The organism is Levilactobacillus namurensis DSM 19117, from assembly GCF_001434785.1.
Classification (GTDB): Bacteria; Bacillota; Bacilli; order Lactobacillales; family Lactobacillaceae; genus Levilactobacillus; species Levilactobacillus namurensis.
Genome location: NZ_AZDT01000014.1, coordinates 1 through 15,925 on the forward strand (window position 1 = coordinate 1; position 15,925 = coordinate 15,925).

Annotated in this window: 12 protein-coding genes; 5 read left to right on the forward strand and 7 right to left on the reverse strand. The window is 49.8% G+C overall.

Going from position 1 to position 15,925, the window contains the following annotated elements; genetic code table 11:
- Positions 1 to 389 precede the first annotated feature (389 nt).
- Positions 390 to 1,604, reverse strand: a complete 1,215-nt coding sequence (locus FD30_RS03030; RefSeq protein WP_056943841.1) for an MFS transporter — start codon at positions 1,602 to 1,604, stop codon at positions 390 to 392.
- A gap of 202 nt (positions 1,605 to 1,806) precedes the next feature.
- Between FD30_RS03030 and lysS the strand changes: the two genes are divergently transcribed.
- The 5 genes from lysS to FD30_RS03060 all read left to right on the forward strand — a co-directional run bounded on the left by lysS (position 1,807) and on the right by FD30_RS03060 (position 9,230).
- The gene (lysS, locus tag FD30_RS03035; RefSeq protein WP_024747997.1) at positions 1,807 to 3,318 is read left to right on the forward strand and encodes a lysine--tRNA ligase; all 1,512 of its coding nucleotides are present in this window, start codon (positions 1,807 to 1,809) and stop codon (positions 3,316 to 3,318) included.
- 21 nt (positions 3,319 to 3,339) lie between these two features.
- Positions 3,340 to 4,851 (forward strand): UDP-N-acetylmuramoyl-L-alanyl-D-glutamate--2,6-diaminopimelate ligase, encoded by a 1,512-nt coding sequence (locus FD30_RS03040; protein WP_056943842.1) that lies wholly within the window; start codon positions 3,340 to 3,342, stop codon positions 4,849 to 4,851.
- 238 nt (positions 4,852 to 5,089) lie between these two features.
- Positions 5,090 to 6,529 carry an ABC transporter substrate-binding protein/permease gene (locus FD30_RS03045; protein ID WP_056943843.1) on the forward strand — a complete coding sequence of 480 codons (1,440 nt, stop codon included), beginning with the start codon at positions 5,090 to 5,092 and terminating at the stop codon, positions 6,527 to 6,529.
- Positions 6,529 to 7,266, forward strand: coding sequence for an amino acid ABC transporter ATP-binding protein (locus tag FD30_RS03050; protein ID WP_024748000.1), 738 nt, complete (start codon positions 6,529 to 6,531; stop codon positions 7,264 to 7,266). The genes FD30_RS03045 and FD30_RS03050 overlap by 1 nt, the downstream gene beginning before the upstream one ends.
- A gap of 587 nt (positions 7,267 to 7,853) precedes the next feature.
- Positions 7,854 to 9,230, forward strand: coding sequence for an APC family permease (locus FD30_RS03060; RefSeq protein ID WP_235803248.1), 1,377 nt, complete (start codon positions 7,854 to 7,856; stop codon positions 9,228 to 9,230).
- Between the two features lie 54 nt (positions 9,231 to 9,284).
- Here the strand turns inward: FD30_RS03060 and FD30_RS03065 are convergent, their stop codons facing one another.
- The 6 genes from FD30_RS03065 to ptcA all read right to left on the reverse strand — a co-directional run bounded on the left by FD30_RS03065 (position 9,285) and on the right by ptcA (position 15,883).
- The gene (locus FD30_RS03065; protein WP_056943846.1) at positions 9,285 to 10,094 is read right to left on the reverse strand and encodes a MurR/RpiR family transcriptional regulator; all 810 of its coding nucleotides are present in this window, start codon (positions 10,092 to 10,094) and stop codon (positions 9,285 to 9,287) included.
- Positions 10,091 to 11,218, reverse strand: a complete 1,128-nt coding sequence (gene aguA, locus FD30_RS03070) for an agmatine deiminase (protein ID WP_056943847.1) — start codon at positions 11,216 to 11,218, stop codon at positions 10,091 to 10,093. The genes FD30_RS03065 and aguA (FD30_RS03070) overlap by 4 nt, the downstream gene beginning before the upstream one ends.
- 42 nt (positions 11,219 to 11,260) lie before the next feature.
- A complete protein-coding gene (gene arcC / locus FD30_RS03075; RefSeq protein ID WP_056943848.1) occupies positions 11,261 to 12,205 on the reverse strand; it encodes a carbamate kinase in 945 nt (314 codons plus the stop codon).
- Positions 12,206 to 12,300: 95 nt separating this feature from the next.
- Positions 12,301 to 13,395, reverse strand: a complete 1,095-nt coding sequence (gene aguA, locus FD30_RS03080; RefSeq protein ID WP_056943849.1) for an agmatine deiminase — start codon at positions 13,393 to 13,395, stop codon at positions 12,301 to 12,303.
- 41 nt (positions 13,396 to 13,436) lie between these two features.
- Positions 13,437 to 14,828: an APC family permease gene (locus FD30_RS03085; RefSeq protein ID WP_056943850.1), complete on the reverse strand. Its 1,392-nt coding sequence runs from the start codon at positions 14,826 to 14,828 to the stop codon at positions 13,437 to 13,439.
- 65 nt (positions 14,829 to 14,893) lie between these two features.
- Positions 14,894 to 15,883 carry a putrescine carbamoyltransferase gene (gene ptcA, locus FD30_RS03090; protein WP_235803247.1) on the reverse strand — a complete coding sequence of 330 codons (990 nt, stop codon included), beginning with the start codon at positions 15,881 to 15,883 and terminating at the stop codon, positions 14,894 to 14,896.
- Between the last annotated feature and the right edge of the window lie 42 nt (positions 15,884 to 15,925).

Genomic DNA, 15,925 nt, shown 5'->3' on the forward strand with positions numbered 1-15,925 from the left:
GCCCTACACATATTTGGTTTGTCGAAACAATGTTCAGTTTTCAAAGGTCTACCAAGCTGCCTGTTTAACAAGCGGCTTTATTAGTTTATCATTTGGCGATTATGTTGTCAACAAGAAATTTATTTAAATATTTCTCGTTGATAAGTTATCGCTAAACGACAACATAACTAATATATCATTTTAATCATGCTGCCGTCAAGCACTAATTTCAATCTCTTTCGTTGATTTCATCAGTGTTTCGCGACGACAACGTATATAACTATACCAACCGAGCCCCTAACCGTCAACTCTAATTTTCAAAAAAACACGATTATTTTTCAAAGGCAAACCATCCAATGGAAGCCTATGAAAAATAATCGTGTTCACCGGAGGAAACGCAGCATTCAAAGCTATGACTTTCGTAAATTATTCCGATGGCGCCGCATCAACGGGCTAACGCCCAGAGCAACCACCACGACCACCAGCCCATCGATGACCGCGCAGACCCAGAACAGGCCAACAAAACCAGCCGCCTGGCCTACCAGCCAACCACCGAAGACCGGTCCCAACGCCTTACCCAATGACGAAAAGGCGTTGACCAATCCCTGGTACTTACCCTCGTTGCCCACCGTATAGGCATTGATCAGGGCCGGGACTCCCGGAACATAAACGGCCTCCCCCACCGTCAAGAGGGTCATGGCCACAAACAACGTTCCCACTTGATGGGCGCTACTTAATAGTAGAAACGACCCGCCAATGGCCAACAAACCACCCAGAATCTGCCACGGCAGTACTCCTAAGCGACTCAACTTAGCCATCAAGGCTTGAACCACAATCAACAGTAACCCGTTATAAACCCACAGATAACTGTAAATCTTAATGCTCAAGCCCACATCTTGAATGTAGACCGAGACGTTACTCATCCATTGCGCGTAGGTCCCCCACATCAAGACCAGACTCAAGAGTAAGATCACCAGGGTAACTGGCGCTAACCGATACCTAGCACGGTGTGGACGCGTGGCAGTCTCAGCACCTTGAGCCGCAGTGGCACTGGTCGCCACCGCTTGGCGGGGAACTGCAAAACGTTCTGCGTACCGGTGCCACAGCACGATGGCTAGCAGATAGCACACCACTAACATGGTAAAGATCGGTTGCAGACTTTTCCGGAACAAGATCCCGATACTAGCCGTCCCCACAACTAAGCCTAAGTTAATGAAGATATAGAGTAAGTTGAACAGCCGGCTGTCCGCATGGCTCAGCTGGGCCGTTACCGTGGTGACCAGGGTCAACATGATTCCGGTCAACAGGCCGAAGACCACCAACACCAGCGGGTAACCCACCAGGTCGTTCCACCAGAACCCTACGCCCGCATCCAGAATCAATGCAGCTAAAGTCACCTGGCCAACGCGCTTCACCGGCCATCGGTCACCTAGCACGCCACCCAGGTAGCCGCCCAACACGTTGCAACCCGAGTAAGCCGCTAAGATCCACCCGCTCACCACCAGGTTGAGGTGCAGGTCATTATGTAAATAAATCGTGGTCAACGGCCACATCACGCTGTATGCCGTGTTGACCAAGAACCCTAGGACCAGTAACGGCCACATTTTCCGAATCGTTTTTACCATATCAATTAATCTCTACCTTCCCTTTGCCATCATCGTATCATAATAGAAGAAACACTTTCCAGTCGCTAGGTAAGTCACCGACAATCCGGCGAGTTTTAAGGGCGCAGGGGTTGCTAAATCGGGCAAAATCGACTAAATTTAAAACAGGTCTGGATTCAATCACACGTTGAATCACAACTCATAGTAGGAGGACACAAATAAAATGGGTAACAACCAAAAGAAGACTACCGCACCAACCGATTTGAACGATCAAATGCAGGTTCGTCGCGATAAAATGAACCATCTTCGTGAGGAAGGCATTGCACCATTCGGTCACCGGTTCGACCGCACCGACGATGCTAAGTCCGTCAACGAAAAGTTTGACCAATCCACGAAGGAAGAGTTAATGGAAGAGAAGCACTTTGTCACGCTCGCTGGCCGGGTAACCGGTAAACGGGGCAGTGGTAAGGCCGGCTTCATCGACTTGCTCGACCGGACGGGCGTTATCCAAGGTTACGCACGTCAAGACGAACTGGGTGAAGAAAGCTACGACCTGTTCAAGTCTCTGGACTTAGGGGACTTCATCGGCGTCAAAGCTTACGTGATCAAGACTAACACGGGCGCTTTGACCTTACGAATCACCGAATTAACGTTCCTGTCCAAGGCTTTACGGCCATTACCTGACAAGTGGCATGGTCTGACCGACAAGGAAACCATCTACCGGAAGCGGTACTTGGACTTGATCGCCAACCGTGACAGCTTTAACCGGTTCATCAAGGTCGCTGCTGTCAAGAAGGCCATCCGGGCATACCTGGACAACCACGGTTACTTAGAAGTCGATACGCCAGTCCTGCAAACGGCAGCTGGTGGGGCCGAAGCCCGGCCATTCATCACCAAGTCCAACGCCTTTGACATTCCGATGTACCTGCGGATCGCCACGGAACTGTACTTGAAGCGGCTGATCGTCGGCGGTTACGAAAAGGTCTACGAATTAGGTAAGGACTTCCGGAACGAAGGAACCGACTTACAACACAACCCTGAATTCAACATGGTCGAAGTTTATACGGCCTACACCGACTACACGGACGTGATGAACTTAGTGGAAGACATGATCCGCTACACCGCGAACCAAGTTAACGGGACCGGTAAGCTGACCTACAAGAAGCACGACATTGACTTGGACCAACCTTTCAAGCGCCTGCACATGGTCGACGCCATCAAGGAATACACCGGCATCGACTTCTGGCAGGAAATGTCCGTGGACGACGCACGGAAGTTGGCAGATGACAACGGCATCCACTACGAAAGTTACTGGACGGTCGGCCACATCATCAATGCCTTCTTCGAAGAAAAGGTTCAAGGTCGCTTAACGCAACCAACCTTTATCTACGGTCACCCAGTCGAAATCTCACCTCTGGCTAAGAAGAACGCCAAGGATCCCCGGTTCACCGACCGGTTCGAACTGTACATCGTGGGTAAGGAATACGGGAACGCCTTTACGGAATTAAACGACCCGATCGACCAACGGCAACGGTTCGAAGCCCAAGACGCTGAACGTAGCGCCGGGAACGAAGAGGCTCACGGGATTGACGAAGATTACCTGGAAGCTATGGAATACGGGATGCCGCCTACTGGTGGTCTGGGAATCGGGATTGACCGGTTGACTATGCTGCTAACCGACTCCGTTTCCATTCGGGACGTCATGCTCTTCCCAACCATGCGGCCCATCGACTAAACTCGAAAAGAGGACATTGTCATGCGAGTAAACCAACTGATTGCGTTGCTCCGTGAACACGACTTGTACCGCGGGACAACCGCTGAATTAGACCCCGACACCGATTTTGCCACGCTCCACTACGATTCTCGTCAGATGACGGCAAACGGGCTCTTCGTCTGCAAGGGGTTCACGTTCTCACCAAAATATTTACAACAAGCCATTGCCAACGGCGCAACGGCCTACTTGGCAGAACAGGATTACCAGGTCTCCGTACCCGGTATCCTGGTGACTGACGTCCGCAAGGCGTTGTCACTGGCTGCCCAACTGTACTTTGATTTCCCGCAAAACCAACTCTTCTTGATTGGGTACACGGGAACCAAGGGCAAGACGACCTCGACTTACTTTACGCACCACATCTTGAGCGAAGCCTTTCCTGGTCAAGTGGCTATGTTTTCGACGATTAACCACATCATCGGTAACCAGCCTCAGGATACGTTCAAAGCGCACCTGACCACCGCGGAATCGTTCGACCTCTTCCATGAGATGCGCCAAGCCGTGGATAACGGGCAAAAGATTCTGGTCATGGAAGTCGCCTCACAGGCCTACCTGCTTCACCGGGTCTACGGGCTGACTTTCGACGTGGGAATCTTCCTGAACATCTCCCCCGACCATATCGGGGTCAACGAACACCCGAACTTCGCGAACTACTTGCTGTGCAAGCAACAGCTGATGCTCAATTCGCGTCAGTGCATCATTAACGCGGACATGGATCACTTCGCTGAAGTCTACGCTGCTGCTAAGGTCTCCACCGATCCCGACAAGATCTTCACCTACGGGGTCGATGATGCCTCAGCCAGCGTCTCGTTGCACCCCCAAGCGGCCACGTTGACCGCCAGTGCCTTTGCGCTGACTGCCAACGACCAACGACTGGCCAGCCTAGCTGCCGACTACCACGTTTCCGTCCCTGGTGACTTCAACCAAGGCAACGCCACGGCCGCAATTCTGGCTAGTCACCTAGCCGGTGCGCAAACCGCTGATATGCAGGCGGGACTGTCCCGGACCCTGGTCCCTGGTCGGATGGAATCACTGGCGACCCAGCACCACGGCACCGTCTACATCGACTACGCCCATGACTGGGGCAGCATGGATGCCCTGCTACACTTCCTGCACACCCAGTTCCCCGACCACCACATCACGGTGGTCACCGGGAGTACCGGTGATAAGGGAGAAGACCGGCGCGCAGGGTTCGCCAAGGCCTTCAACGCCTACGCCGATACCGCCATTCTGACCACCGATGACCCCGGTCATGAAGATCCCCGGGTCATCGCGCAACAGATTGACGCCGGTATCGACCACGATAAGGTCACCACGACCTACATCGCCAAGCGCGAAGACGCCATTCACCACGCCATCGCCCACGCCACCAACCACGACTTGATCGTCTTGGCCGGCAAGGGTGAGGACGCTTATCAGAAAATCAACGGGGTCAACACCCCTTATGCCACTGATCCGGTCATCGCCAAACAGGTGATTGCGGATCTCGAAGGTTAACGTTGTTCGAAAACACCGTTCCAGTCATGACTGGGGCGGTGTTTTTTTGATATGTTAGGTTATCTACCATTAAGTGAATCAATAAGCCCCTCAATCACTGATGGATATCCAATTTTGCTAACTAACGCAACTTAAATCGGGATTTTAATCAAAATTGACGGTCCAACCCTTGGCAAAGACTCGAACTCGTGTTATATTTTATGACATTAAAGAAAGAGTTTGCCTAGGAGGGTTTAACATGAGGAAATGGCAAGTCATGGTGGTCACGTTACTGGTGACCCTTGGTGGATGGTTCGGTTTCAGTGTCACCGCCCATGCGGATGCGGATTATACGATTGCGACGGACACCACGTTCGCCCCGTTTGAATTTCAGGTCAAGGGGGGTCAGTACCGGGGAATCGATATTGACTTATTGAAGGCTATCGCGAAGAAGGAACACTTTACATACCAGCTCAAAGCCCTGAGCTTCAACGCGGCCGTCCAGCAGTTAAGTGCCAACCAAGTCGATGGGGTCATCGCCGGCATGAACATCACCTCCGCCCGGGAAGCCACGTTTGACTTTTCCAAGCCCTACTATACCTCTGGGGTGGTCATGGCCGTGGCCCAGAAGAGCCCCATCGAGACCATGGCTAACCTGAAAGGCAAGACCGTGGCCCTCAAGACCGGGACGGCCGGCGCCACTTATGCGAAATCGGTTCAGGCCAAATACGGTTTTAAGATCAAGTACTTTAACGACTCCAACAACATGTACAACGACGTGAAGGTCGGCAACTCCGTGGCCTGCTTCGAAGACTACCCGGTCATGTCTTACGGGATCAAGAACGGGATTCCCTTAAAGATCGTGTCCAAACAACACGACGCCGGGGACTACGGCTTTGCCGTCAAGAAGGGCAAGAATGCCAAGCTTCTGCGGCAGTTCAACGCCGGACTCGCAGCCATTAAGGCTGACGGGACCTACGACAAGATCATTAACCACTACCTACACGCCAAGGAATCTACGCTAACCGGCGAGACCGCCAACAGTCGGACTTTCGTCGGTCTGTTCACCCAGAACTTAGGGACCATCGGCAACGGGCTCTGGATGACCCTGAAGCTGACCGTGGTCGCCATCATCTTAGCCACAATCTTAGGGTTGATCCTAGGAGTCTTGGGTGTCATGCCCGGCAAGGTGGGCCCCGCCATCTCCAGTACCATCATCTACATCTTCCGGGGCATGCCGCTCATGGTGCTGGCCTTCTTCATCTACATCGGGTTCCCCGACCTGATTGGCCACGGGTTTAAGATTCCGGCCTTCGTCGCCGGATTGATTACCCTGATGCTCAACGAAGGGGCGTACACCGGAGCCTTCGTCAAAGGCGGGTTCCAGGCCGTCGATAAGGGGCAGATGGAAGCCGCCCGTTCGCTGGGGTTGCCTTATTGGGCGGCCATGCGCAAGGTGGTCATGCCCCAAGGGATTCGAATCATGATTCCTTCGTTCATTAACCAGTTCATCATTACGTTAAAGGATACCTCGATTCTTTCAGTCATCGGCATCGTCGAACTGACCCAGACCGGGACGCTGATTATCGCCCGGAACTTCGAAGGGTTCAAGATTTGGCTGATGATCGCCATGATTTACCTGATTATTATCACGTTACTGACCTGGCTGTCGAACTGGGTCCAAAGGAGGATTAACTAATGGCGGTAAAAGTACAAGTACGCGACTTGCATAAAAGTTATGGCAAGACCGAAGTTCTTAAGGGCCTCGACCTCGACGTTCAGGACAATGAGGTCCTGTGTATGATTGGACCGTCCGGGTCCGGGAAGAGTACCTTCTTACGGTGCCTGACCCACCTGGAAACGCCGACGAAGGGGCAAATCATCATCAACGGCCACGACCTCTCCGACCCGCAGACCAACATCAACACGGTCCGCGAGAACATCGGGATGGTCTTCCAACACTTCAACCTCTTCCCCCATCTAACGGTGTTGCAAAACATCACCTTGGCGCCGGTCCAGTTGAAGAAAGAAACGCCGGAACAGGCCGAACAGACCGCCCGGAAGCTTTTAGCCCAAGTCGGTCTGGCCGACAAAGCCGACGTGATGCCGACTTCCCTATCCGGTGGGCAACAACAACGGGTCGCCATTGCCCGGACGCTGGCCATGCATCCCCAGATCATGCTCTTCGATGAACCCACCTCGGCCTTAGATCCCGAAATGGTCGGCGACGTGTTGGCCATCATGAAGCAGCTGGCCCAAGACGGGATGACCATGATCGTGGTCACCCACGAAATGGGCTTCGCCAAGGAGGTCGCCGACCAAGTCGTCTTCATGGCTGACGGCTTGATTCAAGAACAAGGCAAACCCGCCGACCTCTTCAACCACCCCAAGAGTCCCCGGCTACAGGACTTTTTGAATAAGGTCATTAATATTTAGCACTTAAAAGGCACCTTCCCCGATCCACTGATTTCTATCTCGTCTGACAGAAAATCAGTGGGTTTAGGGAGAAGGTGCCTTTTTGCGTTTAAGTCATTTAAAACCAAACGATGGTGATTGTCAGCGCCTTACCGGGCGGCCAGACAGGGCTGGAACGCCGTGGGCACAACTTGGAGCCCCAAGTTCAGGTCTCCAAGCTTGGCCTTTTCCTAGGCGAGCCAAAAACGCTCACCAAGGAAAATTTCACGGCTGAGCCCTGTCTGACCGCCCTCACGGCTTACACTAATGCTGACAGTTTTCTGTAGCTATCTCTTATGGTGACTACGGTTCATTCTAGTTAGATTTAAACCAAAACCTCGTGACATTACCTCAACACCGACACTAAAAATCTTTTATCTAATCCCTATGACAGCCAAAGACGCAGAATGAAACAAGTGTCATTCTTTGTTACAGAAAGCGCTTTCTCAGAGAGGCTTCCTCGGCGTATACTCAATTTAGTTATTAGTTGAACATGTCGCATAGTCTGTGAGGAGCGTTGTTCTGTGAAAAGCAATCAAAAAAGTTTCAGATTATTTGATGCTGTGTTAATGTCCGTGGTCGTGGTCATGGTGGTTGAGTCTGTGGCTCCGGCTGCTGCCATTGGCCCTTCACAATTCTTTTGGTGGGGCCTCTTACTGCTATTCTTCATCCCTTACGGCCTCATTTCATCAGAGTTGGGAACCACCTACGCAGGCAACGGTGGTCTCTACGACTGGGTCCGGCGCGCTTTTGGCCCACGGTGGGGCGGCCGGTTGGCTTGGATCTACTGGATTAACTATCCTTTCTGGATGGCCGGATTAGCAGTTCTTTTTATGCAAGTCGCCCAACGAATCTTTCAGTGGCATCTTCCACTATGGGGCACGTTATTAGGACAACTTCTATTTATCTGGACAGTCGTCCTAGTGGGTAACCAGCCCGTCTCTGAAAGTAAATGGATTATGGACTTGGCTGCGATTGCGAAAATTCTCATTATCTTTTCACTAGGGGGATTAGGGATTTACGTGGCCCTGACCAAAGGGGTCGCTAACCGGTTTACCCTGCAAACCATGCTTCCTCAGGCCAGCCTTAGTAGTCTTTCCAACATTTCGGTCATCATCTTTAATTTCTTAGGGTTTGAGGTCGTGACCACCATGGCTAGTCACATGGATAATCCCCAGAAACAGGTTCGCCAAGCTATTATTTTTGGCGGACTCCTTAGTGCCCTATTCTATCTGCTGGCCGCCTTTGGCATGGGCGTTGCTATTCCAACAGCTAAGCTCTCCGCTTCTAGTGGTCTCCTAGATGGTTTCGTTCTACTCGTGGGCAAGCTTAATGGCTTCGTGGTCTTCATTGGGGGATGCTTCCTCTACACGTTAGTTTCAGAGATGGTCTCTTGGGCCCTCGGCATCAACTACGTGGCCGACTACGCTGGTAAGAATCACGACCTTCCCACCGTCTTCGCTAAGGAAGACACTAAGGGCATGCCTATTGGGGCAGGTTATCTCAATGGCCTTTTAGCTTCAAGCGCCGTTCTGCTGGCTCCCCTCTTTCCTAATCCTGATATTTTCTGGTCCTTCTTCTCACTCAACATCATAGCACTGCTCCTCTCCTACACCATGCTCTTCCCCGCGTTTCACAAGTTGCGCCGAATCGATAGTCAACGTCAACGCCCCTTCCGAGTTCCTGGCGGTCGTCTGATGATTAACCTCATGACCTGGATTCCCGAGGTTCTCCTCATTCTAGCCATCATCTTCAGTGTCCTCCCAACCAGTTTCTCAACAGCAGCCATCACCGCTAAATTACCACTATGGATCGGTATCGTATTAGCTGTAATCATTGGTGAATTAGTGGTTCGATGGACGGAAAGTGCTCACCAATCCCCCGCACTGGTTACACATCCCAAGTCAAACCTGTTATTCGCCAGAAGCACTCACCATCCCCTTTAACGCTTACGAAAAGAGACGACCCACGAAAGCTTCGTGGGTCGTCTCTTTAATAGGTTAAGCATCATCACGGTGGTAGAAATGGAAATCACGTCCGCCATAGTCCTCAACATATTGGTACAGAATCAGTTCCATAATCGCCATGGTAGAGATACGTGAACTAATATCGCTCCCGTTGACCTGGACATCGTCCGTAAAGATATAGAAGTTCAGGTCACTAAGATTCTGAATCGTATTGTTATCGGGCTCGGTAATCGAAACCAGCAACGGTCGTTTCTTTCGCTTGACCAACTGGCTCAAGATATCAAGCATTTCACCATCATCACCAGCATAGGTTAGGATAAAGACCAACGCCTGATCATCAACCTGCGATAACGCCAGCCGCCGATAGTCATGGTCTTGCGGATAATGGGTCTTAAATCCAGCCATCGCATATAGATAATCGATATAGGCCACAGCATGCTTACTGACTCCCTTAGCGAAGAAGTAGACATCTGGGTGCTGTGCTAACTTTTCAACTACCTGATGTAGTTTTTCTGGTTGAATCACCCGCACTGATTCGGTGATGTTCTTTAAGTATTCTTCCCGGTAATCCGTTTGCCGAACCGTAAACGGCGTTGGTTGGTCGTCTTCCTTGCGGTTAATCAGCGTAAACTTAACCACCGTTACAAATTCACTAAATCCAGAAAAGCCAATCTTCTTCACAAATCGTAAGAACGTAGCCGTTGACACGAAGGTCTCCGAAGCCACTTCACGGATACTCTGATTCTTAATCTTATCCATGTTGGCAACAACATAGTCGAAAAGTTTCTGTTCGTTTGCCGTTAGGTCGCTCAAATGTGCATTAACGATTTCAAAGAAGTTCATGAGGCATCTCCTGATTTCTGTCTGCTGGGAACACCATCCACAATCGTATGGATTCCGCCACCGCCAGTTAAGACTTCGTGCACAGCCTCACTGGGTACCCCGATAATCCGAAATCCCGGGTATAACTTTGCTAACAACCTCTGGGCTGGCAAGTCGTTAGGGTCATTGAATTCTGGGACCAGCAACGCATGGTTAGCCGTAATATAGTTGACATAGCTGGCGGTCAATCGCTGACCGGAGAATCGTGGCTGGTCACCGTTGATCCGATCGACCCCGTTAGCTTCCTCTCGTTTCAATCGGAGAACCTGAGGGATAGGTAATTTATGAATCTTCAGGTGGCGTCCCTGGGCATCAGTCGCTGTTCGTAAGACCTGATAAGCCTCTTCACTAATCGCCCGTTGAGGGTCGTTGGGATCATCCGTCCAGGTTAAGACCACTTCTCCCGGTGCCACAACGTTAATCAGATTATCAATGTCTCCGCCAGTCTCATCCATGAAGTAGCCTTGTGGGAGCCAGATTGTCTTGGTCACCCCAAAATAATCATGGAAATACTGCTCAGCTTCCGCCTTAGTCAAACCACCATTAGCGTTTCGGCCTTCCGATAACACCACATCCTCGGTCGCAAATAACGTGCCCTGACCATCCACTAGGATCGCACATCCTTCGAGTACCGTCTGGGCAACTGTGTAATAGTCCATTCGGTTCAAGTCCGCGACTTTAACGGCAATCTGATTATCTAAATCCCACGGGAAGTAAAGCCCATCGGTCAGACCACCCCAAGCGTTAAACTGGAAATCAACTGCTCGTAAGTCCCCTCGCTGATTAATCACGTAAAAGGGGCCATAGTCCTTCATCCAGGCATCATTACTACTCATCTCGACTAACCGAACTTTATCAGACAACATTGACTTCGCATTGGCGTACTGATTTTGATTGACCAACATCGTTACCGGTTCTACTTGTGCCAACAATTCAGCAATCTGAGTAAACGCACGTTGCGCTGGTTTTCCACCGTCGCGCCAATTGTCCGGGCGTTGCGGCCAAATCATATAGCTCGCCGACTGACCTTCGAATTCAGCCGGTAAACGAAACCCATCTTGTGTGGGCGTTCCTGATAGTTTCACTTTCTCTCACTCCATTACCTGGCGCCACCGTTCTGACGCTTTTTAATTTCGACTAATAATCGTCCCATCACCGGTCTTTAGGAATTGATCAACGTTATCTAACGAAGTAATGACCGCTTTTCCTGCCGGATGATTCTGCACAAAGTCGATAGCTGCTTGAATCTTAGGTAACATACTGCCCTTCGCAAATTGACCGTCAGCCATGTAGTCGTTTAATTCAGCGACTGTGACGTGTGTCAATTGCTTTTGGTTTGGTTGATTAAAGTTAACAAAAACGTGGTCGACCGCCGTTAAAATAATTAAGAGATCGGCACCAATTAATTCTGCTAACTTCTCAGACGCAAAGTCCTTGTCAATTACAGCTTCACGACCGACCAACTGATGTCCCTCCTGAACGACAGGAACACCACCACCCCCAACAGAAACCGGAATGACGTTAGCCGCGACCAACTGGTTGACGACGTTGGCCTCTTTAATCCCCGTGGGTTTAGGTGATGCAACGACCCGCCGGTATCCTCGACCAGCGTCTTCTACATAAGTATACCCGGGATGATTCTGACGTTCTACTGCCACTTCATCGGCCGTATAGAAGGGACCAATTGGCTTGCTAGGATTCTTAAAGGCCGGATCATCTGCATCAACCAAGACCTGCGTCACGACCGTTGCAACGTCTTGCTGGATACCTGCATCGGCTAAGGCTGTTCCCAACGCGTTCTCCAGCCAATACCCCATACTGCCTTGGGTCATTGCCACGGCAGTATCCAACGGCATCGCCGGATTCTTTGGCGTACTTCCAGCCGCCTGTTGCAGTAATAAGTTACCTACTTGAGGACCATTACCGTGAGAAACTACCAATTGGTCTCCCTGTTGAACAAACTTGACGAGTTGCTTAGCAGTCGCTTTCAACGCTTCTTGTTGCGCAGCTGCCGAAGCATCATCCGATAAAATGGCGTTTCCACCTAAAGCAACAACAATTTTACGAGACATCTTCTTCACTCCAAATTCTATAATTGATTATGGGTCATGGGTCTAAAGGAAAAGACCAGGCTTGCACCTGATCTTCTCGGGAGTTTCGTTTCCGCTTAAGCTTGTGGTACCTGTTGGGTAATGCAGTGGATATTCCCGCCACCTAACAAGACTTCACGCGCTGGTACACCGACGACTTTACGGTCAGGGTACAGTGCTTGTAACGTTTCCTTAGCTTTTTCGTCAGCCGGATCGTTAAATAGTGGGAAGACAATTCCACCATTGGCCGTGTAGTAGTTGACGTAGCTGGCAGCTAAGCGTTCACCCTCGGTCCGTGGTAACGTCCCGTCAACAGCGTCAACGCCTTCACTTTCTTCCTTAGTAATCGTAATCGGCTTTGGCAGGTAAAGCTTGTCAACCTTAATCTTACGTCCTTTAGCGTCAGTTGCATTTTCCAAAATCTCCAGGTTTTCCTTAGAGATGGCGTACTGTGGATCGTTCTGATCATCCGTCCAAGCCAAAGCAATTTCACCTGGCTTAACGAAGTTGGCAATGTTGTCCACGTGACCATTGGTTTCGTCGAGGTAAATTCCTTTCTTCAACCAAATAATCTTTTCTAGGTTCAAATGTTCCTTCAAGACTTCTTCAATCTGAGCCTTAGATAATTGTGGATTCCGGCCTTTAGAGAGCAGGCATTCCTCAGTGGCAATCAGCGTTCCTTCACCATCAACGTGAATGGAGCCACCTTCTAAGACAAAGTCATCCAACCGGTAACGGTCAACGTGTTCCATTTCCGTCATCTTCTGGGCAACGCGGTCGTCCTTGTCCCATGGGAAGTAGAGCCCATCTACCAGGCCACCCCATGAGTTAAAGGTCCAGTCAACACCACGCATACCACCTTTATCATTGACCACAAAGGTAGCACCGCAGTCACGAATCCAAGAATCGTCGTTTGACATTTCAACGACCTCAACGTTATCGGGCAACATGGTCCGAGCGTTAGCGTATTGATCATCATTGACGCCGACCGTAACGTGTTCAAATTCGGAAATTGCTTTAGCAACTTCAACAAACGTCTTTTGAGCTGGCTTACCACCGTTCCGCCAATTATCGGGACGTTGTGGCCATAAGATGTAAACACCCTTGTGAGGTTCAAATTCACCGGGCATCCGGTAACCGTCTTGTTTAGGGGTACTGTCTAAAGTTTTCATGACTATTGCTCCTTTTTTATTTTTTTAGATTTAATAAGTGCCTAATTTTGATGGACTGACGTGGTCTTTACAGGTTCTGAATGGTGCTTTTCAGCGTACCGAACCACAATTTCACCAACCACTAACGTAATGATCGTCCCGATGAGAACGGGAACCTTCGCCGAAACTTCAGCTGCAGATGAGTTCATGGGGAAGATACTGAAAATAACCGTCAGAATCAACAGAACTTCGGGAACCCAGGTCATCAGATTGATCATGGTTTTACCACCAGGAACCTTAAAAGGTCGTGGCGTATCGGGGTCGTCCTTGCGTAGCTTCCAGAATGCCGGGAATAGCATGGTGTAAGACAAGAGCAACGCAACCACATTCAAGGAGAAGAAGGCCCAGAAAATATCTTGGTTAGGAATAAACGGTGCCGCAATCACTAAGATTGATGCAATAATACCGTTCAGGTAACCCGTTCCTACAGGCATCCCTTTGGCATCTTCCTTAGCGAAGACGCTTGGCAATGTGTGATCCTTACCAGCGTAATCTGCCACGTAGTTCACACCCAAGGCCCAAGAAATCATTTCCGAAATTAAGATGTACAGGAAGAAAATTCCAATCAGGACGACAAACCAATTAAGCTTACCAATCAGTAGAATAAAACTATCAATTAAGCCGCTAGAAGCTGATAATTTATCCGTTGGAATAGCAACGCCCATTCCAAAGGCGGCAACCAAGTAGAAGACCGCAATCAGAATACCACCATAGATAATGGCTTGTGGGATTTGTTTCTTAGGATTATCCATATCATCAGCCATCGTCGCCACAACTTCAAACCCTAAGAAGTTAAAGATAATGACCGATAAATTCGTTAACCCGGACAGATTCATCTGGGGCATCATGGTGTGCAGGGTAAAGTTATTCGCAATCCCCTTTGTCATGGCAACATAGATTCCTAAACCACCTAAGGCGAGAATGGTAACGATTTTCGCGAACGCTGCCAAGTTCATAATCCATTTACTTTCCGAAACTGGCTTATTACCAACTAACACAACAACCCATACAAAGAGTAGCTGAATGATAATCGACCAAAAGGTGTTGATCTTTAACTGGAAGATTTGCGCACCCACTTGAACGAACAGGACCGCTAAACTTGCCATCCATAACGGATAGTTGATCCAGTAGAGCCAGGCCAACCGGCCACCCCAACGGGGACCAAATGCCTTACGAACCCAATCATACAGGCCACCATCACCAGTATACGCAGTTCCCAGTTCAGACGATACTAATCCGTATGGGATGAAAAATAGGATCAGTAAGAAAATCCACCAGAAGAATTGCGATGGTCCAATCGCCGCAGCTGGCGCCACGGATTCGACCACCATGATGACCACGACGGACATCAATACGGCATCGAAAAGTCTGAACTTCTTTTTATTCGTCTCCAAGAGACTAACCCCCTAACATGAACGGCTCTTCAGTCATTACTGAACAGCCGCTCTAATCGTCAAGTCTACTGGTCATTCCGTTCATCAACGGCATTCCGTAGCATCAATTCAAATTCTGCGTTGTACTTCTTGGCAACGTCTTCAGAAGCGTACTTCAAATCTGGGTTCAAGAGGTATACGAAGATTGCCCGCATCGCCGTCTTACGGTTTTCGGCTTCGTCCCAAACGATAGAGTAATCGGAATCTAAGACTTCATCCGTTACTTCTTCGCCCCGAGTAGCTGGTAAGCAGTGCATGAACTTCACATGGTCAGAAGCCTTCGCAACTAATTCAGCATTAACTTGGTACTTAGGGTAGAAGATCTTCATCCGTTCGTCCTTTGGTAATTCAGATTCGTACAAACCGTACCAAACATCGGTGTAGATAAAGTCCGCATCCTTCATCGCTTCGTCGGCATCTTCCGTAATCGTGACAGACCCGCCTGAAACTTCAGCGTTCTTTTGACCAATGGCTAACGTTTCTGGCTTAATCTGGAAGCCTTTAGGGCCGTATTGAACGAAGTCCATGCCCATCTTAGTTGCCATAAACATCGTTGATACACAAACTTGAGTCGCATCACCGACGAAGACAATCTTGCAATCACTCAACTTCTTACCCTTAGGTAGGTGTTCCGTCATGGTGATGATGTCTCCAAGTTCTTGCGTTGGGTGGTTGTAATCACTCATGAAGTTAACCACGGGAACCTTGGCAAACTTTCCAACTTCAGCAACGGTCTTGTGCCGCTCAACCCGGGCACCGATGATATCCAAGATACGACCTAAAACGTGGGAAGTATCTTCAATAGTTTCGTGGCCACCTAATTGGATTTGACCTGGTGCTAAGTATTGCGCGTGACCGCCTAATTCTGTCATGGCTGCTTCGGCAGAAGTCCGCGTCCGCGTTGAGGATTGCTCAAAAATCATTCCTAAAGTCTTGTTCTTCAACAATGGTGGGTAATATCCATTTTTGATGGATTCCTTAATCTTAATCCCCAATTCAATCCCTGAATTATTCACCAGAAACTCCAAAATCCCCATCAAACACATGATTCAAGTGCT